At 50.4% G+C, this 14,166-nt stretch carries 30 protein-coding genes; 1 reads left to right on the top strand and 29 read right to left on the bottom strand.

Going from position 1 to position 14,166, the window contains the following annotated elements; genetic code table 11:
* Positions 1-30: 30 nt before the first annotated feature.
* Entirely contained in the window at positions 31-1,641 is a 1,611-nt protein-coding gene (gene terL, locus ACTHTJ_RS06335) for a phage terminase large subunit (RefSeq protein ID WP_440360887.1), read from the bottom strand.
* Between the two features lie 13 nt (positions 1,642-1,654).
* Between terL and ACTHTJ_RS06330 the strand changes: the two genes are divergently transcribed.
* Entirely contained in the window at positions 1,655-2,152 is a 498-nt protein-coding gene (locus tag ACTHTJ_RS06330; RefSeq protein ID WP_070584936.1) for a hypothetical protein, read from the top strand.
* On the opposite strand, the gene ACTHTJ_RS06325 is transcribed toward ACTHTJ_RS06330, so the two are convergent.
* The 28 genes from ACTHTJ_RS06325 to ACTHTJ_RS06190 all read right to left on the bottom strand — a co-directional run bounded on the left by ACTHTJ_RS06325 (position 2,149) and on the right by ACTHTJ_RS06190 (position 14,135).
* Entirely contained in the window at positions 2,149-2,655 is a 507-nt protein-coding gene (locus ACTHTJ_RS06325; RefSeq protein ID WP_004520456.1) for a DUF1804 family protein, read from the bottom strand. The two genes, ACTHTJ_RS06330 and ACTHTJ_RS06325, sit on opposite strands and share 4 nt — an antisense overlap.
* Before the next feature lie 2 nt (positions 2,656-2,657).
* Positions 2,658-2,855 (bottom strand): hypothetical protein, encoded by a 198-nt coding sequence (locus tag ACTHTJ_RS06320; protein ID WP_002219313.1) that lies wholly within the window; start codon positions 2,853-2,855, stop codon positions 2,658-2,660.
* Positions 2,852-3,118 (bottom strand): hypothetical protein, encoded by a 267-nt coding sequence (locus ACTHTJ_RS06315; RefSeq protein ID WP_002253472.1) that lies wholly within the window; start codon positions 3,116-3,118, stop codon positions 2,852-2,854. Before ACTHTJ_RS06315 ends, ACTHTJ_RS06320 begins: the two co-directional genes overlap by 4 nt.
* Positions 3,119-3,127: 9 nt before the next feature.
* Positions 3,128-3,457 (bottom strand): hypothetical protein, encoded by a 330-nt coding sequence (locus tag ACTHTJ_RS06310; RefSeq protein WP_070584937.1) that lies wholly within the window; start codon positions 3,455-3,457, stop codon positions 3,128-3,130.
* A complete protein-coding gene (locus ACTHTJ_RS06305) occupies positions 3,454-3,771 on the bottom strand; it encodes a hypothetical protein (protein ID WP_349267076.1) in 318 nt (105 codons plus the stop codon). Before ACTHTJ_RS06305 ends, ACTHTJ_RS06310 begins: the two co-directional genes overlap by 4 nt.
* A complete protein-coding gene (locus ACTHTJ_RS06300; protein WP_070584938.1) occupies positions 3,668-4,087 on the bottom strand; it encodes a hypothetical protein in 420 nt (139 codons plus the stop codon). The genes ACTHTJ_RS06305 and ACTHTJ_RS06300 overlap by 104 nt, the downstream gene beginning before the upstream one ends.
* Complete coding sequence (locus ACTHTJ_RS06295; RefSeq protein WP_002219316.1) at positions 4,059-4,295, bottom strand: hypothetical protein; 237 nt, start codon at positions 4,293-4,295, stop codon at positions 4,059-4,061. Before ACTHTJ_RS06295 ends, ACTHTJ_RS06300 begins: the two co-directional genes overlap by 29 nt.
* 2 nt (positions 4,296-4,297) lie before the next feature.
* Positions 4,298-4,462 carry a hypothetical protein gene (locus ACTHTJ_RS06290; RefSeq protein WP_049336995.1) on the bottom strand — a complete coding sequence of 55 codons (165 nt, stop codon included), beginning with the start codon at positions 4,460-4,462 and terminating at the stop codon, positions 4,298-4,300.
* Between the two features lie 2 nt (positions 4,463-4,464).
* Complete coding sequence (locus ACTHTJ_RS06285) at positions 4,465-4,638, bottom strand: hypothetical protein (protein WP_049323773.1); 174 nt, start codon at positions 4,636-4,638, stop codon at positions 4,465-4,467.
* Complete coding sequence (locus ACTHTJ_RS06280) at positions 4,635-5,180, bottom strand: N-acetylmuramoyl-L-alanine amidase (protein ID WP_049336174.1); 546 nt, start codon at positions 5,178-5,180, stop codon at positions 4,635-4,637. The genes ACTHTJ_RS06285 and ACTHTJ_RS06280 overlap by 4 nt, the downstream gene beginning before the upstream one ends.
* Before the next feature lie 162 nt (positions 5,181-5,342).
* Positions 5,343-5,822, bottom strand: a complete 480-nt coding sequence (locus ACTHTJ_RS06275) for a Mor transcription activator family protein (protein WP_070584940.1) — start codon at positions 5,820-5,822, stop codon at positions 5,343-5,345.
* Positions 5,823-5,824: 2 nt separating this feature from the next.
* Positions 5,825-6,223, bottom strand: a complete 399-nt coding sequence (locus ACTHTJ_RS06270) for a gp16 family protein (protein WP_070584942.1) — start codon at positions 6,221-6,223, stop codon at positions 5,825-5,827.
* A gap of 178 nt (positions 6,224-6,401) precedes the next feature.
* Positions 6,402-6,590, bottom strand: a complete 189-nt coding sequence (locus ACTHTJ_RS06265; protein WP_070584944.1) for a hypothetical protein — start codon at positions 6,588-6,590, stop codon at positions 6,402-6,404.
* Positions 6,590-7,117 carry a host-nuclease inhibitor Gam family protein gene (locus ACTHTJ_RS06260; protein WP_070584945.1) on the bottom strand — a complete coding sequence of 176 codons (528 nt, stop codon included), beginning with the start codon at positions 7,115-7,117 and terminating at the stop codon, positions 6,590-6,592. The genes ACTHTJ_RS06265 and ACTHTJ_RS06260 overlap by 1 nt, the downstream gene beginning before the upstream one ends.
* Before the next feature lie 24 nt (positions 7,118-7,141).
* Positions 7,142-7,630, bottom strand: coding sequence for a hypothetical protein (locus ACTHTJ_RS06255; RefSeq protein WP_070584947.1), 489 nt, complete (start codon positions 7,628-7,630; stop codon positions 7,142-7,144).
* Entirely contained in the window at positions 7,627-8,130 is a 504-nt protein-coding gene (locus ACTHTJ_RS06250) for a hypothetical protein (protein WP_283120583.1), read from the bottom strand. Before ACTHTJ_RS06250 ends, ACTHTJ_RS06255 begins: the two co-directional genes overlap by 4 nt.
* Positions 8,112-8,552 carry a hypothetical protein gene (locus tag ACTHTJ_RS06245; RefSeq protein ID WP_070584950.1) on the bottom strand — a complete coding sequence of 147 codons (441 nt, stop codon included), beginning with the start codon at positions 8,550-8,552 and terminating at the stop codon, positions 8,112-8,114. Before ACTHTJ_RS06245 ends, ACTHTJ_RS06250 begins: the two co-directional genes overlap by 19 nt.
* Positions 8,549-8,905, bottom strand: coding sequence for a hypothetical protein (locus ACTHTJ_RS06240; protein WP_070584952.1), 357 nt, complete (start codon positions 8,903-8,905; stop codon positions 8,549-8,551). Before ACTHTJ_RS06240 ends, ACTHTJ_RS06245 begins: the two co-directional genes overlap by 4 nt.
* Positions 8,902-9,099 (bottom strand): pyrophosphate-energized proton pump, encoded by a 198-nt coding sequence (locus ACTHTJ_RS06235; RefSeq protein ID WP_070584954.1) that lies wholly within the window; start codon positions 9,097-9,099, stop codon positions 8,902-8,904. The genes ACTHTJ_RS06240 and ACTHTJ_RS06235 overlap by 4 nt, the downstream gene beginning before the upstream one ends.
* Positions 9,096-9,587, bottom strand: a complete 492-nt coding sequence (locus tag ACTHTJ_RS06230; protein WP_283120584.1) for a methyltransferase domain-containing protein — start codon at positions 9,585-9,587, stop codon at positions 9,096-9,098. Before ACTHTJ_RS06230 ends, ACTHTJ_RS06235 begins: the two co-directional genes overlap by 4 nt.
* A complete protein-coding gene (locus tag ACTHTJ_RS06225; RefSeq protein WP_070584959.1) occupies positions 9,587-10,060 on the bottom strand; it encodes a hypothetical protein in 474 nt (157 codons plus the stop codon). The genes ACTHTJ_RS06230 and ACTHTJ_RS06225 overlap by 1 nt, the downstream gene beginning before the upstream one ends.
* Positions 10,060-10,227: a hypothetical protein gene (locus ACTHTJ_RS06220; protein WP_168162032.1), complete on the bottom strand. Its 168-nt coding sequence runs from the start codon at positions 10,225-10,227 to the stop codon at positions 10,060-10,062. Before ACTHTJ_RS06220 ends, ACTHTJ_RS06225 begins: the two co-directional genes overlap by 1 nt.
* 79 nt (positions 10,228-10,306) lie before the next feature.
* A complete protein-coding gene (locus ACTHTJ_RS06215; protein WP_256388732.1) occupies positions 10,307-10,429 on the bottom strand; it encodes a hypothetical protein in 123 nt (40 codons plus the stop codon).
* A complete protein-coding gene (locus ACTHTJ_RS06210) occupies positions 10,426-10,581 on the bottom strand; it encodes a hypothetical protein (protein ID WP_168162033.1) in 156 nt (51 codons plus the stop codon). The genes ACTHTJ_RS06215 and ACTHTJ_RS06210 overlap by 4 nt, the downstream gene beginning before the upstream one ends.
* 105 nt (positions 10,582-10,686) lie before the next feature.
* Entirely contained in the window at positions 10,687-10,911 is a 225-nt protein-coding gene (locus tag ACTHTJ_RS06205) for a hypothetical protein (RefSeq protein ID WP_070584961.1), read from the bottom strand.
* 27 nt (positions 10,912-10,938) lie between these two features.
* A complete protein-coding gene (locus ACTHTJ_RS06200; protein ID WP_070584963.1) occupies positions 10,939-11,181 on the bottom strand; it encodes an Arm DNA-binding domain-containing protein in 243 nt (80 codons plus the stop codon).
* Positions 11,182-11,196: 15 nt separating this feature from the next.
* Positions 11,197-12,111: an AAA family ATPase gene (locus ACTHTJ_RS06195; protein ID WP_070584965.1), complete on the bottom strand. Its 915-nt coding sequence runs from the start codon at positions 12,109-12,111 to the stop codon at positions 11,197-11,199.
* Positions 12,112-12,146: 35 nt separating this feature from the next.
* Positions 12,147-14,135, bottom strand: a complete 1,989-nt coding sequence (locus ACTHTJ_RS06190; protein ID WP_070584967.1) for a Mu transposase C-terminal domain-containing protein — start codon at positions 14,133-14,135, stop codon at positions 12,147-12,149.
* Positions 14,136-14,166: the final 31 nt, after the last annotated feature.

The following is a 14,166-nucleotide window of genomic DNA, read 5'->3' as shown; positions in this document are numbered from 1 at the left end:
GTCTGAAAACGGTTTCAGACGACCTTAAAATCACATTTCCAACATCGGCGCAGGTAAATCAATCGCACGTGCTCTGTTTGACACATTGCCCGTTGTTGCCGCCATCCACAGCATATGAAGCGCATCGGGTCCATCGTCGTGGTCGGCTTTTGGGAAGTGGCGCAACTGGCTGATTAAGGTCTTTTGGTCGGGTTTGAGCAAAATCAACCCGTTTGCCATGTGTGGCTGCAAAGTCTCAATCCGCAACATCTTGTCCGATGACGGCTTGATACCGCGCACGGGGATATGCACACCCGACCGCGCCCCGCGCTTAATCAGCTCATCCTTGAGAAACTCTTGGAATTGCACCGTCTCCACCACCCACAAAACAGGCTTGACCCGCGCCTCTTTTTGGATGCGGATCACGTCCTCAATAATCAAATCGGGCAGGCGTTTTTTTACTTGGGCAACGGTTACGAACAGACGGCCTGTTGATTTCTGATAACCGCCGACCAAAATCGCCGACGGATCGCGCCCCGCGCCCGCCTTACCCAATGACGGGTCGAGTGCGCCGTAGTACACCAAATCGTCGGGCAACTCCGACCAGTATTTGATGTTTTCCGCAAACGGCGCATCTTCGCCACTGACCGGGTCGTTTTGGTATTCCGAATCAAATGTTGCATGACCGTCGCGGGCACGGATTTTCATCAGTGCCAACACGCCACGAGCCGCCCAGCTTGTTTGCGCGCCGCGCTCCATCTCGTCTTTGTTTGCCTGATAAAACGCCTCGGCCACCGTCTCGCCGTCGTTTCGGAAAAGTTCCTCCCAGCGGTCCCACAAATCCATGCGGTCGGGCCAGCGTTTCATCGCCTTAAACTTAATACCGTGCCAAAACGGGTTATTCAAAGTGCGGTTAAGTACGCTGTCGTAATGCAAAATCGTGCCGATATAAATCACATCGTATTTCTGACCGACACCGCCCAAAGGCAATACAGTCTTAGTCAGCCACGCATTGAGCTTGTCGCGCTGTTCGGGGTTGCGGACTTGCTCGTCATTCTCAATATCGTCCAATATGGTCAGGTCAGGACGGTAAGGGCCGTGACGCAAACCGCGCAGCTTTTTACCGCTACCGGCCACTTGGACTTTAACGTCATTGGCCGTCACAATCGTACCGGCCTGCCATACACGGCCTTGCCCGCATACTTCCGGAAAGTCGGTTTTCAGGCGCGGGTTAAACTCCAATTCCGCCTTGATGGCTTCGAGCATTGGATACGCCTGGTCGATACTGTCCATCACGATGACCGCATAATGTTTTTGGCCGGTCACAATACACCACAGCGTAAACAACTGAGTAACCTGCGTCGACTTACCCTCGCCACGCGGCGCACCCACCGCCTCATTTTCCCCTTTAGGGGAGCGGATAATCTCCGGTAGACGGCTGAATAAAAACTCATGCAGTTCGGATTTTTCAGGGGAGCGGATATAATGCGGAAAGTAGGTGTTGACGAAATACTCGTAACCGCCTACCGGGTCAAATACCTTGGCACGGCGTGCAGTAATAGCCTTTGGCGACGCATCAAAGCCGTCCACTTCCGCTTCGATGACTTGGCGCAAACTGGCGGCCAGTTCGGCAAGGGATTTGAGGAATTCTTTAGTTTTCATAAGGAAAAAATGAATGAGTAATTGGTTGAAACGAGATATTCAAAAAGCGATTTTAGAAGATTTATATCAGGTATATCCCAGTGCAAAAAGGATTGAAGACATTGCTAAGTCGATAGCGCAATCCGAAGGTATAGTGACCACAAACATCCAGTACCTAATCGAGCATGGGTTAATCAATATGTGGTATGGCACTTTGAATACTGACCGACACTCAAGTTCAACAGGATCATTCCCGAAGCTTAATGCAAAAGGTATAGACTTTCTTGCCGATGATGGTGGTCTATCCGCCATTCTTGGTGTCATCACGGTCAAGTTGCACAGCGAATCTATTCAGGCTTTAATTGCGGCAAAAATAGACCAAGCGGATATTTCTGATCCAGAAAAAAGCTGGTTGAAAAAAGAATTAGGGAAAATCAAAGACACTGCATTAAGTACGCTTACGGAAAATGCAATTAATGCCATCCCTGCCACCACCCTCATTACTCTTTTAAAAAAATTTGTCGGCCTCTAACCAAACTTCTTCTCCACTTCCGCCCCAAACGGCTCCAATACCTCGACAAAGGCAGGTAAATGTTTGGGGTGTTTTTCTTGCACAAACGCCATCAAGAACTCAATCAATTCCAAAGCCGTCGCCAGTTTTGACGTTTCCGGCATCACACGGGCATTGGCGGATACTGTTTTGGTAAACGCATCGGCAAGGCTGGCCAACAGCTTGGCACGGTCGGACGGCGGCAAATCTTCGGTACTCGAATCCTGCAGCATCGTCATCGTGCTGTTGTACTGCACCATAAAACCGGCCAACATCGCACGGCTCAAATCCTCAATACCGCCGCCGGCCAAAGTGTAGGCGGCGCGCATCTTATCCCAGTCGTCGCCTTTTTCCTTATCCGCACGTTTCCACGCACGCGCAGTGGCCTGCGGGATTTCGCACATCAAGGCCGCCGTTTCCAAAGTTTGCTCGCCGCTCACATAGAGCCGGCGTAACTTTTCACGGATTTCTTGCGGGTGAGCCATAATTACAGTCCCATTTTCGCTTTAAGCAATTCCCAGCCGACCGTAATCACGCCGCCGCCCAGTGCGCCGAATGTAATGGCCGTGCGTTTCGTGTCTTGGCGGATTTGTGCAATTTCCGCCTGCATTTCCTTCTGATTTTTCAGAGTTTGATCAGTCTTGTTTTCAATACGCGCCAAGGCTTCCAAAATCGGGTCGCTCATGATTTGTCCGCTTTCCTGTCCAGTTTTTCGTTTACTTTTTCCAACTTGTTTTCGATGCGTCCCAACGAAGCCGCAATATTGTCGCGGTCTGCCTTGGCATCTTGCTTGGTGTGATAAGAGAGCTTGACCGCGTGCAGCTCCTCTTTAAGGTCGTCGATACGCTTGTCAGCCTCTTTCAGACGGCCTGAAATGCCGTTGACCCAAAACCAAAACGCCGCCGTTGCAATCGGCCACAGGGTTTTAAACCCAAATTCAAAGTCCATTTAAAACCCCTAAACCGGCACGTCGCCAAATACGATACGGACCGCGTAGCCTTCGGGATGACGACTCGCCGCCTCGACCTTTTGGCCGTCAAAAAAGACTGAGTAATATTTCCGCAAAATACCAATCACATCAGCAGGAGCGGTCGCGGAAAACTCCACACAAAAGGTCGTCTGAAAATCCTTATCCATGCGTACCGCGTAATCGATACCGGCCTTATCCAACAGTTCGGAAACATGAATGACAAACGGCTCTTGTTCGCGTGCACGGCTTAAGCCCAATTCCAAGTCCGCATGGCGGCAGGCGACCGTGCGTTGTACCAACTCACGATAAGTCGTCATCGCGCGCCCTCCGAACCGTCAACTTCCGCTTGACTGTTGACCCAGTCGCGCCAAGCCTGATTTTGATTTTCCAGTTCGGCAACATAGCCGCCAAACTCAGCGGCGTGTTCCAACAGCGTGGCCGTCTTGCCGTCTTTCGGCGGATTCGGGCGTACCGGCGCGACCATCAGCGCGGCAGGCGGTGTCGGCATGACCGCCTTTTCGACAACCTTAATTTCCGTAGCCAAGGGCGCGGTTGTAGAGCTGCAGGCCGTGAGAGCCAAAGCCGTCAATACAACTGCCGCCTGCTTTTTGGCGGTCTTGAGTAAGCGCATTTTCGATTTCCTTTTTATTTTCCGTTTTCAGACGGCTGACTTCCGCCTGTTTTTTCGCCAAAGCCATGCCGACGGCGTGCGCCTTAACTTCATATTTTTTAGCTTCCGCGCGTGCCTGTTCCAGCTCGCGCGCATAGTTTTGAGCCGACAACAGCAGGGCTTGCGCCTTGTCGCGCTCCATTTTCTCAATGACCGCTTGCTGCTTCGCAAATGCCGACTTGTAGCCTTGATGGTGCGACACCGCCAAGCCCGTGCCGACAAGCGCGATGATGGCAATCGGTTGCCAGTTATTCGCCAGCAGTTTCACGAGATTCATTCTCGACCTCCTGACGTTTCACGCTGACAAACGAGCGCGCCACCGCATAGCCGCCCACAATGCCCAAATACACCGCCCAAATCTCCGCCGAAGGGTCGGGCAACATTACAAATTTAAACGTCCCCGCCGCGCAGGCAACGTTTGCCCACAGTTTCGAGTGCGACACATTGCCTGTCGCCGGGTTTTTAAAAATATCCAAAATACGCATTGCTATTCCACACTTTTGGTTTGCAGGTACCGTTTCAGCATTTCCTGATAATTGGCCAGTTCGCCCTCCGCAAATTCGAACGCAGCCAAGTTTGCCTGTTCGCTTGCCTCGCGGCTTTTGGCCGACCACAGCTCAATCATCTTTTCGTAAAACTCAACCTGTCCCATGATTAACGACGATTCTTGCGTTTACGCGCCGCACGTTTCGCAGCCGCCACACCCGACTTACCCAAGCGCATAGACGGATGTTGTTTCAAATAGCCAATACTGGCAGGCTTAATCTCAAATTCAGGCAGCTGCGGTTTCAAGACAGACAGAGCCAAAGCAATCAAAGACTTTTTCATACCTTCGCCGCTCCCAATTCCATCGCAATCGCGTCCGCAATCGCGCGGCAGATGCCCCATTTAGTAGTCTTAAACAAGGCCAAATCAGTGTCGTTACTGATAAAAAACGGCTCAAACACAATGCCGCCGGCTTGTGCATAAGCCAGGCGCGAATGCTGGCCCGCATTGTCGGGTTTAAAGCCGTCTTCGCCGCGCAGTTTCCAGCCGGTTTTCTTGGCAACAGCTTTGCTCAACACCTGACACCAGCGTTTGTTTTTGACGGTACTCAACGCCTCAATGCCCGTAGCTGCTTTACTGGCCGCCGCGTTGGTATGGAACTCAATCGCCACATCCGAGCCGCGAATCAGCTTTACAGCTTCGCGCAGCGGCATATTGCCTTTGCCCGTGCCGTCGGTTTTAACGGTCAAGCCGTAGTCATCGCGCAATATAGACGCCACGATGTTGCGCATATCCTGCGCCAAGTCCGCCTCACGGTCGCTTCCGTTGACCGCGCCCGGGTCGGTGTTGCTGTGTCCGGCGGTTAAAGTTACAGTTTTGCCCATAAACATCTCCGAAAATCAAATCACAATTTATTTTCAAAACCTTATTTAACCTTTTCAGACGGCATAAGACGGTCGGCACAAATGCACTTACTGTTCCGCAGACAAAAAAAAGCCCTGCAAAAAGCAGGGCAAAGGTCCACTCACAAGAAACACACAACACAATCAAGCTACAAATAAATCCGGCTGCGCTCTTGCCGCCGCCTCGCGGTCGGCCTCTTTCAAAATGTATCGTATATTGCGCGTAGACAGCCGATGAGCCAGCACCAGCTCGCGCACAATAACCAAATCGCTCAAACCCTCCGCGCTCATCGCATCATACTGCCGGCGTATAAATCGGTTGCGCAGCTCGCGCATCGCGTCCCAGCAGCGCGGAATGGCCAAGAAAGGTTGTCCGGCATAAGCTCGCTCCAATCGTCCCGCAGCCTCCTCACCAATGTCCTCGACCAGTTGTGCGTGTAAGATTCGGCTCTGGCGCGTATTGCGCCGGCGGTTGGAAATCGGGTAATTCGTCCCGCCCCAAACCTTGACCATGTGAAACGCCGCTTCAAGCCCGATGACTGTAATCATCGCCACCACGCTCTGCGGCAGAAGATGTTTCACATCCTCAAAGTCCTGCTCTGTCATCTCCCAACTTACACTCATTCCTATTCCTCCTTCTTCTTCCGGTTCGCCGCAATCTGCAACGCCGCCACCAACTTGTGCATATTACCGTCGGACAACCATTCCACGCGGTCAACCTTAAACATTTTTTTCGCCGTACCGTGCGCATAATTCCAGCTCCAGCCGTTATCCAGCAGCAGGGCTTCGATTTTCCGCATCATCGGGTCGGCAGAAGAGCGGCGGTTTGGCCGTCGGCCTGCCGTTTTTTTTGGCTGAAACCCATGCTGGCGCAAATCCTCGACCACGCGCTCCAGCTCAGGGATACTGCACTCAGTACACGACCGCTTGCCCGTTACCCGCTCCAACACCGCGCGATACGTCGCATCATCCAAACCAAGCTCCTTTTGAGCGATTTTAATTTTTGCAATCAATGCACGGCGCATCTTGAACCCCTAAAACACAATATATTGATTAATTGATGCATATTATACAGATAAAATACTATATGTTGTAGTAAGCTGCTGTTTTTTTTTGCGAAACAGACAGACATAAAAAAGGCCGTCTGAAACAGGTTTTAAACCCCATTTCAGACGGCCTTTAAATGCCTTTTAAAAAATTTGCCTAACCATCATTACCGTTTTCAAGCACTTCTATTTTCCCCATCTCTATAAGGGTATGAATTAACTCTTGCACAGTAATAAAAGTTAATTGTGCAGGCGTACCGTCGCCTTCAAGCTTGGTATCCCCTCGATAGGCATATCTGATATTTCCATCAGGCAAATCTTCAATTTCAATAACAATTTTCGCCATCACACCAACTCCTGATTATGCGGCTCAACGCTGAAAAACTCCTTGCCCTGAACAATCTTAATGCCCGGCACAGGGTTGTCGGCGAAAAACTCGGGCTCATTCAATACCGCATCTTTATTAACCTCTTTTTTCACACGGATAAAGCGTTCCAAGTCCGGATTAGCTTCCAATAAGGCCAGCACCGCATCGACACCGCTTACACTGCATTTTGGCGGGTTGTTTCGCCAACGGATAATGCCGGTGGTCAGGTCGGCAAATTTGACCTTGCCGCCATCTGTCAGCGCATCACGGTTCGCTTCGCTCCATGCCTGCACCCCGGCATGGATGGCATTGATTTCTGCCATCAGGGGTGCAACACGCTCGTCTGCCTGTTTTTGCAGCTCTGCCACATTGTCGTTATGGTCGGCTTGGATGCGCTCGATTTCGCGCTGCAAATCGCCCATGCGTTTGATTTGAACCGACGCGTCCGCGCGGTCTTGGATGCCCACGGTCAGGGCTTCGGTTTTGGTTTTCTTTGGTTTAGCCATTTTCTCTTTCCTTTCGGTTTGGGTTTAACATTTCGGCTTGCTCAAGCCTTGTTCGCGTTCGCGCTTGGCAAGTGCCTCAACTTTCGCGCGGTGTCTCAAAATCTGCTCGGTGGCGGTTTCAGCCGGAGGCGGTACCAGTGACTTGCCTCTTAACACCTCTTTAATCACGCCCTGTATGCGGTTTAAAGCCGATTTTCCCTTTGCTTTTTCATCCGCCGTGGGGTGGTAGTGGTGTTCCAGCTTTAACGGCTCCGGCGGTGGCGGCAGCTTGTCTAAAAAGTCTTTGGGCGACGGCCAGCGGTTGGTCTCATTCGCCAGCACCATAAAGGCCGTCTGAAAGCGCGGTACATCTCGCGCTTCGTCCCACGCCCGGCCGTGCGCCAACACACGGCTCCAAGTTTGCGCAGTGGCGGCCACAGTATCGGCAGCCGGCGAACCGCTCAGACGCAGGGTCAAAAGCATGGTCAGGCCGTCGATCATGGCGTTATGCAGTTGGGTAGGCAGTTCTTTCATTTCTTCAATCCTTGCAGCGACGCGGCTGCGGTGAGGGTTTGGCTGGGTTTGTCCGGCAGTGCGGCTCGGCGGTTTGGTTGGTTTACTGTTTGATTCCCTGCGCTTGGCTGGCCAACCCAGCCCGAAAGGATTTCATACAGGTATCCGTGCGACTTCAGCGGCGTTTTCAGACGGCCTTGGTCGCGTGCATTAACGGTTTCATTAAATCCGTGAATCCAAGCCTCGGTAGGGGCAGGGAAACAAACCCCGTCACGCGCCGCCTCCTGCGCCTTAATCATCGGCAGCAACTCATTCAGCAGTTTCGCGGTACGCGCCCAAGAGAGCTGGGACTTGGCGGGGCGGAAGAGACCGATGTAGCGGATAGCCGCCTTGCCCATTTCCGCATCCATCTCCAACACAGCCCGCAATACAGACGATGCGTCGGCATCGTTGATTAAGCTGTCCAGACTATGCACCGCCCCGCAGTTCGGACATTTGATGTTCATGACTCGCTCTCCCATAATGTTCGCCGTTCAACCGTCTTAACGGTTTTGACGACTTTACGTTCCCATATTCCGCAGTGGCGGCATTTGCGTGATTGCTTATTGGCATAGACCCATTTGTGATGCCATTTAGTTAATGCACACCCTCCGACACGTTCGTATTCATTCCATTTGACTTCGGCGACAACCTCCGCTTCAGTGGTTTTAACAAAACAAAAAGTCTCAACTTTTTCGGAGCCGTAACAAATCCTGCTGCCAATAAAGTCTCCAATACCGTCATCAATAAACCAGCCGATATACCAGCCAAATCCATCTTTAAACTTAACAATTCGTGGATAAGCTCCTAAAGTTTCAATCAGTTTGGATTTTTTCTTCAAGAATCGGAAAATATAGCCAATGTATTTAGGGTCTTTTTTCGGGTTAAATTTTTCGATGTTCATTGTTTATCCTTCCAAACATCGCCACCAGCCTGTACATTTCCATTGCCTTTTACGATCTGAACATTACCTGCCAAGTGATTTTCAAGTTCAGCTTGTTTATCGATCCATGCCTTAAACTCTGACCAAGTTTCAAACTTAGTTCGCTTGTCACGAATCAACCTGCCCAACCTAATGCCTAGATAAGACAAGAACATTAAACCGCTGATAAATGTCCAAAACACTGATGCTGACCAATGGCTGATATACACACAAAAACTCAACATCAACCCCGTGAAAACATCCTTGATGATGCTTTCCAAAACACTTTCACTTGCGTTGTACGCGATAAAGTTTTTACTTCTGATTTCAATCATTTAATCACCCCAATAATTGCTAAAAACACTATAAAAACAACAACCAACCCCAAAAACATACCGCAGGCATCCAAAACAACCGCTTTAGTCTGCTGCTTAAACCAGTTTTCAATCAGGCTCATCAGTGCCAAAACCACCAGTGCCAAACCAATCAGCCCGCAGATCAAGAGATAAATCATCATTCCAATGCTCATGACGCTTCTTCCTTCAAAAACGTTATCCAATGGGTCTGTGTTTGATTTTGCTTATGCTTCATGCTAACGTGTCCAATAAGTGGTTCTACGTTAGTCAGAGCAAGAATCTCTTTCACTGGGATTTGGTTTTCATTCCACTTAAAAATCAATACGCCCTCAGGACGCAATACCCGGAAACACTCAGCAAACCCTTTACGCAAATCTTCTCTCCACTCATTGCCCAACACCCCGTATTTTTTTGCAAGCCAAGATTTTTCTCCCGCTCTTTGTAAATGAGGCGGATCGAAAACCACTACTGCGAATGTGTTGTCAGGGAAAGGGATATTTGTAAAATCCATAACCACATTAGGAGTAATTTCCAGTTTGCGCAGATATTTTCGGTCTTTCAGTAGATGGGTTTCTTTGCGTTTATCGCCGAAAACAGCTTTAGGGTTATTTTTATCGAACCACATCATCCGGCTGCCGCAACACGGATCTAATACCTTCATCACATCTCCTTCCATTCTTTCATCACATCATCCAATGCTTCGCGGGAATCGCTTCCATAGCCTCTAATGCCGTATTCGGTTAAGTAGCAACAGGTTTTCTGGCCATTTTGTTTTGAAAATTCGGCTGACCCGACTTCAATCAAAAAATCCAGTCTTTCCGTATCCTTTACAGCCTGTTTAAATCTCGGGGAAAAATCCAAAACACTAGATTCTTGGTCAACAATGTCGTTATTCGAAGACAGCAAGGTATCCAATACGGTCATAATCCAAGGCAAATTGGCGTTGGCAGACTTGTATTCCAAAGCTTCAAACACTTCATCCGCAGGCGCATTGCTCAGATATTCGAAATCATCTTCATCCTCTGGGTCGGCAGGTTGATAAATCGGATTCAAACCCTGCGCAATTTTGTTTACAAACGCGACCAGTTCCCATACTGCGTCAAGGTCTTCTTTATTTGGTTTAGTAATATTCATCACACTTCCTCCCATAAAGTTATCGCCCGCGCCAAAGTATCCGCCTCGGCAGTCTTCCACATCCCGTCCGGCGACCGCGCAGCGATTACAAAGCCTTCGCCGTCCTTCTTCATGACCATCAGCTCGCCACGGTCTTCGAGCCATTCGGTGATTTCTTTTGCATTCATTTTTAAATTCCTTTTGAATCAATACCTTACATTTCCAATAAGGCAAAAAAATATAGAGCAACATCAACGGCTTACCGTTTTAATTGTCGTCATACCCGTCATGGCATTTGCCTATCATGTGCAACACGACGATTCGGGCCAGCATTTCAAGCCAAATCCCCAGCAACACCAACACCGCCAATCCGACAACAAACCAAATCATTTTTTCTCCTCCTTCTTCTCGGCAGGCTGTTTAAAACGCGCCTGATATTCTTCGATTTCACGCTCTCTGTTTTTTTGCGCCATTCGCGCCGTCGCACGCCTGCGGTGCTGTCCCCAAGCCTGCCAATCCGTATTACGTCGTCCGAAACTCATTTCACACATCCTTTCACAATCGCCTTATCGCCATATTTCGCGCGGATTTCCTTTACCGCCCGTGCCAAAGCCTCTTTTTTCGCCGCAGGGCTCAATAAAATTGGCTTATCGCTCATAAACAATCCCTTTCATTTTTTCTTCCGTACTCATCGACTCGTATTGCTCTTCCAATACCTTGACCTCCAAATCTGCCATACGCTCGCGGCGTGACATTTCTGCCTTCGCTTCCGATGACTCCGGAACACAACCGCGCAACATCGATACGAAAAACACAGCCCAAACCAACATAGCCGCTCCCAACAACATCCGCTTCAAAAATACAGTAGACATTTTCCTATTTCCTTATAAATCAATTACTTAATATTTTCTTAAGGCAAAAAAATTATTGCGCACCCAATCCGCCTTAACCTGCGCCGCCCATTCCTTGGCTTCCTCTTTGGTCTCGAAGCGTTTCCGCAGTCGGCGGATTTGCAACCATGCAAAGCCTTCTTTCCGCTTGCCGCGTACATCCGCCCGCCAAATTTTCCGCCGTTTATGGGTTTCATAATCGTGCCAAGTGTCCTCATAAACCCCCGCGTGTACCGCATATTCGTGTCTCATTTCAGACGGCCTTTCTTATCGGATAATCAGGGAGCTGTATTTTTTAACGATACCGGCCTGCATCTTGATACCGTTTTTATTTGCCGTGCGTACCGCGCCGCGCATCAATTTGCTCATCCGGCGCGTATTGCCGTTGCTATGTTTAACCAGTTCAAAGATCGTTTCCTCGTCCGCATCAGGCAAAGCCGCTTTCGCAATCTCAAAGAGTTCCTCGTCCGGCAAAGATTCGCCTAAATTCAGCGCAACCGACACGCGGCTGTAAAGCTGTACCAGCTCGCCATGCTTACCGCGCAGGTTGGCCACCAGTCGGGGCATACCGCTCAAAACCAAACCGCATCCAGTCTCGTCGTGCAGTCGGCGGATAATCTCAAGGGCGCGCAAAGGCAGGTTTTCCGCTTCATCGACCACAATCAGACGGCCCGAATCGCGCAGGCGGTCAGATACAGACTCAAACAAATCATTCAAACTGCCCATCGCCGATACCTTCGCCGCTGTCGCCAACTTGCGCATCAGGACAAGTGCCGTGAAGCTCGGATTAGCCTCAATCAAGATGGCCGCAGGGTTTTTCTCGCAGTAATTTTTTACCGCCTGAGTCTTGCCCAAACCCGCCTGACCGTAGATCACCACCGTTTCGCCGCCTTCGTGCGCATCGCGCATCACTTCTGCAATACGGCGTGTCGTCTTAGTCGATACAAAACCCAACACCAGCTCTTCACGCTGCGCTTTACTATCCTGCATCTCCAAAAACGCCTCGATTTTCGGCTCGATGGTTTCATAATTGCCGCCTTTTTCCGCATAAGTACCATTGAGATACATACTGATGGATGCCGGCGAAGTACCGATACCGCGTGCCAGTTGGGTTTGGTTCATGCCTGATTTTGCTTTAAATTCAGCCAGTTTTTGTTGCAATGTATGATTGATCTGTTTCATTTTTTTAGTCCTTTTAAAAGAGGTTTAAAACCGTTTTAACTTCTATCCGCCTCAAATAGCACAAAATCGTCCGTGCCCGTTTTCGGCAATACCGCATACTCCGCATCGATGACGTTTCCGCCCAAATGTCCCAGCTCGTCCCAAACCGCAGCCTGTTCCAAAGCCGGATTGACTTCCGCATTTGCGAGCTTGATTGCATTTTCCGCCCGCTTGATTTTGCCTTTTCGGCGTTTTTCCGCCAGTTGGTCGATACGAGCCGTCGGGAAAGCCTCGCGGGTATTGCCGTTGGCCTGCGCCTTAGTGATAAACTTGCCGTCCATATCAAACACATTGACCGCCGACGCATCGCTCAAATCGTAGCTGACCCGTACCTCGTCCTTGTGATACTCCGCCAGCTCGGTTGAGAAATAAGAGTTGTTGAACAAATCTAGCCAACCGCGCTGTACTTTTCGCACCTCTTGCGGCATAAACATCGTCGCCAGCTCTTCTGCCGACAACATATCCGGCGCGATACCGTCCTGTTCCAGCCTCATTTCCCGATATTCCTTCGGCGAATAATGCCCGCCGTCAGGATGTCGGGGCAGCTCGCCGTGCGGGCGGTTGTTGTATTCGTCGATACACTTGACCACATCCGCGATAAAACGCGACCAGCTCGGCAGTTTTTTCAAATATTTCTGTTGTTCCTCCGTCAAATCCTTGCCTTTTTCCAAAGCGTTAAAAGCACTTTCCATCTTGCGGTACATCAGGTTCTTCGTACTGCTGTCCATCCCCGCGCCCGCAAACGTCTCATACTGCCGCGCCATCTCAATCAGATTGTCTTTCCACCATCGCTCGATGATGCCGCGCCCTTGCGGGTTGCCCGCGATACCCGTTTCATGCCGGATACCCAATCGGGACGTAATACCCGTGATTTCATGGTCTATCGTCTTGCCGGTTTGGCCGCCGCCGTTATCCGAGTAATAAATAATCGGCAAACCATAGTGCTTGACCCCGATACGCAGAGCGTCCGACACTGCTACGCAACTTTCAGCCAACGACACCGAAAAACCGACCACAAACCGCGTACAACCATCAATAATCACCGTAACTTCAGGCTTAAACGGCCTGCCGTGTACCGGATGCGCCACCTTCGCCTTAAAGCTGTGGCCGTCACCGATCCAAACATCGTTCGGCTTCAAAGCCCCCCAATCACGTTTCACATAAGGCAGCAGCGATTTATAAGCCGCCCCCGTTTTCCTGCCGCGCTCCTGCATAATCATCGGCAGCTTGTCCCAAACGCGCCGCACCATACTCAAGTTAGGCACATCATTGACCGGCATATTTTCCGCTTCCGCCCACTGCACAAACCGGCGGTAGCTGTGCGCTAGCTTCGGAGCTGAAGGGATGTTGTGAAACTGCATAAACATCGGCAACCACCCGTAGCTCTCAATCGGCTTGACCGCCTTCGTCGTCTTCGGAGCCAAAGCCACCAGCCGCTCCGTCGCGTTTTCCGCCTTAAGGTAGGCAGATATCCAGCCGTCTAAAGTACGTTCGCCAACCTTCGCCGACCGGCTGCGGTCATTAGCCTTTTCCAAATTCCCAAGCGTAACCGCGTCCAATTTGCCTTCTGCCAGCAAGCCCAAAAACTGAGCCACCGCAGCCTTGGCAGAGCAACCGTATTGATATTTGATACCCAACACCGCCGCCACCACCGCACATCGCGCATCCGCCACCGACCGTTGTTTCTCGTTCAACAGCTTGGCCGCTTCAGCCAGTACCTGAGCCGACATCGCCGTCCCCGGTCTGACTTGGGGCAGGGTTTTCGGCATCTTCTCCGCCAGCTCGTCCGACTGCCGTTTCATGATGGCTGCTCGGATTTCGGCGGGGAGCGAAGCGATTTCATACAGTTTTTTAGGACGGCCTCTTCCTATTTGCTCAAAACAGTGTTGCCAATTATTTTTCTTGGCATGGTATTCAATCCCTTGTCTATCAGTTGGTAGGCTCGGAATTCCTAATTTCGCAATATCAGATGCAGATATTTTCATTTTTTCCGCTTTCTATTTTTGCTTAAATGCG

The organism is Neisseria sp. P0018.S001 (assembly GCF_051957355.1).
Taxonomy (GTDB): Bacteria; Pseudomonadota; Gammaproteobacteria; order Burkholderiales; family Neisseriaceae; genus Neisseria; species Neisseria subflava_A.
The sequence above is the reverse complement of the archived record's forward strand: the minus strand, read 5'-3'. Positions and strand labels throughout refer to the sequence as shown.

Excerpts from the sequence above, each read along its gene's own strand:
- ACTHTJ_RS06260 (WP_070584945.1), bottom strand. The coding sequence starts at position 7,117 with ATGGCTAAACCAAAGAAAACCAAAACCGAAGCCCTGACCGTGGGCATC.
- ACTHTJ_RS06330 (WP_070584936.1), top strand. The coding sequence starts at position 1,655 with ATGAGTAATTGGTTGAAACGAGATATTCAAAAAGCGATTTTAGAAGAT.
- ACTHTJ_RS06245 (WP_070584950.1), bottom strand. The coding sequence starts at position 8,552 with ATGAACATCGAAAAATTTAACCCGAAAAAAGACCCTAAATACATTGGC.
- ACTHTJ_RS06290 (WP_049336995.1), bottom strand. The coding sequence starts at position 4,462 with ATGGGACAGGTTGAGTTTTACGAAAAGATGATTGAGCTGTGGTCGGCC.
- ACTHTJ_RS06265 (WP_070584944.1), bottom strand. The coding sequence starts at position 6,590 with ATGGCGAAAATTGTTATTGAAATTGAAGATTTGCCTGATGGAAATATC.
- ACTHTJ_RS06225 (WP_070584959.1), bottom strand. The coding sequence starts at position 10,060 with ATGAATATTACTAAACCAAATAAAGAAGACCTTGACGCAGTATGGGAA.
- ACTHTJ_RS06295 (WP_002219316.1), bottom strand. The coding sequence starts at position 4,295 with ATGCGTATTTTGGATATTTTTAAAAACCCGGCGACAGGCAATGTGTCG.
- ACTHTJ_RS06305 (WP_349267076.1), bottom strand. The coding sequence starts at position 3,771 with ATGCGCTTACTCAAGACCGCCAAAAAGCAGGCGGCAGTTGTATTGACG.
- ACTHTJ_RS06195 (WP_070584965.1), bottom strand. The coding sequence starts at position 12,111 with ATGAAACAGATCAATCATACATTGCAACAAAAACTGGCTGAATTTAAA.
- ACTHTJ_RS06315 (WP_002253472.1), bottom strand. The coding sequence starts at position 3,118 with ATGGACTTTGAATTTGGGTTTAAAACCCTGTGGCCGATTGCAACGGCG.
- ACTHTJ_RS06310 (WP_070584937.1), bottom strand. The coding sequence starts at position 3,457 with ATGACGACTTATCGTGAGTTGGTACAACGCACGGTCGCCTGCCGCCAT.
- ACTHTJ_RS06235 (WP_070584954.1), bottom strand. The coding sequence starts at position 9,099 with ATGAGCATTGGAATGATGATTTATCTCTTGATCTGCGGGCTGATTGGT.
- ACTHTJ_RS06270 (WP_070584942.1), bottom strand. The coding sequence starts at position 6,223 with ATGCGCCGTGCATTGATTGCAAAAATTAAAATCGCTCAAAAGGAGCTT.
- ACTHTJ_RS06200 (WP_070584963.1), bottom strand. The coding sequence starts at position 11,181 with ATGAGACACGAATATGCGGTACACGCGGGGGTTTATGAGGACACTTGG.
- terL (WP_440360887.1), bottom strand. The coding sequence starts at position 1,641 with ATGAAAACTAAAGAATTCCTCAAATCCCTTGCCGAACTGGCCGCCAGT.
- ACTHTJ_RS06215 (WP_256388732.1), bottom strand. The coding sequence starts at position 10,429 with ATGATTTGGTTTGTTGTCGGATTGGCGGTGTTGGTGTTGCTGGGGATT.
- ACTHTJ_RS06205 (WP_070584961.1), bottom strand. The coding sequence starts at position 10,911 with ATGTCTACTGTATTTTTGAAGCGGATGTTGTTGGGAGCGGCTATGTTG.
- ACTHTJ_RS06230 (WP_283120584.1), bottom strand. The coding sequence starts at position 9,587 with ATGAAGGTATTAGATCCGTGTTGCGGCAGCCGGATGATGTGGTTCGAT.
- ACTHTJ_RS06320 (WP_002219313.1), bottom strand. The coding sequence starts at position 2,855 with ATGAGCGACCCGATTTTGGAAGCCTTGGCGCGTATTGAAAACAAGACT.
- ACTHTJ_RS06275 (WP_070584940.1), bottom strand. The coding sequence starts at position 5,822 with ATGAGTGTAAGTTGGGAGATGACAGAGCAGGACTTTGAGGATGTGAAA.
- ACTHTJ_RS06210 (WP_168162033.1), bottom strand. The coding sequence starts at position 10,581 with ATGAGTTTCGGACGACGTAATACGGATTGGCAGGCTTGGGGACAGCAC.
- ACTHTJ_RS06285 (WP_049323773.1), bottom strand. The coding sequence starts at position 4,638 with ATGAAAAAGTCTTTGATTGCTTTGGCTCTGTCTGTCTTGAAACCGCAG.
- ACTHTJ_RS06240 (WP_070584952.1), bottom strand. The coding sequence starts at position 8,905 with ATGATTGAAATCAGAAGTAAAAACTTTATCGCGTACAACGCAAGTGAA.
- ACTHTJ_RS06190 (WP_070584967.1), bottom strand. The coding sequence starts at position 14,135 with ATGAAAATATCTGCATCTGATATTGCGAAATTAGGAATTCCGAGCCTA.
- ACTHTJ_RS06250 (WP_283120583.1), bottom strand. The coding sequence starts at position 8,130 with ATGGGAGAGCGAGTCATGAACATCAAATGTCCGAACTGCGGGGCGGTG.
- ACTHTJ_RS06325 (WP_004520456.1), bottom strand. The coding sequence starts at position 2,655 with ATGGCTCACCCGCAAGAAATCCGTGAAAAGTTACGCCGGCTCTATGTG.
- ACTHTJ_RS06220 (WP_168162032.1), bottom strand. The coding sequence starts at position 10,227 with ATGAATGCAAAAGAAATCACCGAATGGCTCGAAGACCGTGGCGAGCTG.
- ACTHTJ_RS06300 (WP_070584938.1), bottom strand. The coding sequence starts at position 4,087 with ATGAATCTCGTGAAACTGCTGGCGAATAACTGGCAACCGATTGCCATC.
- ACTHTJ_RS06280 (WP_049336174.1), bottom strand. The coding sequence starts at position 5,180 with ATGGGCAAAACTGTAACTTTAACCGCCGGACACAGCAACACCGACCCG.
- ACTHTJ_RS06255 (WP_070584947.1), bottom strand. The coding sequence starts at position 7,630 with ATGAAAGAACTGCCTACCCAACTGCATAACGCCATGATCGACGGCCTG.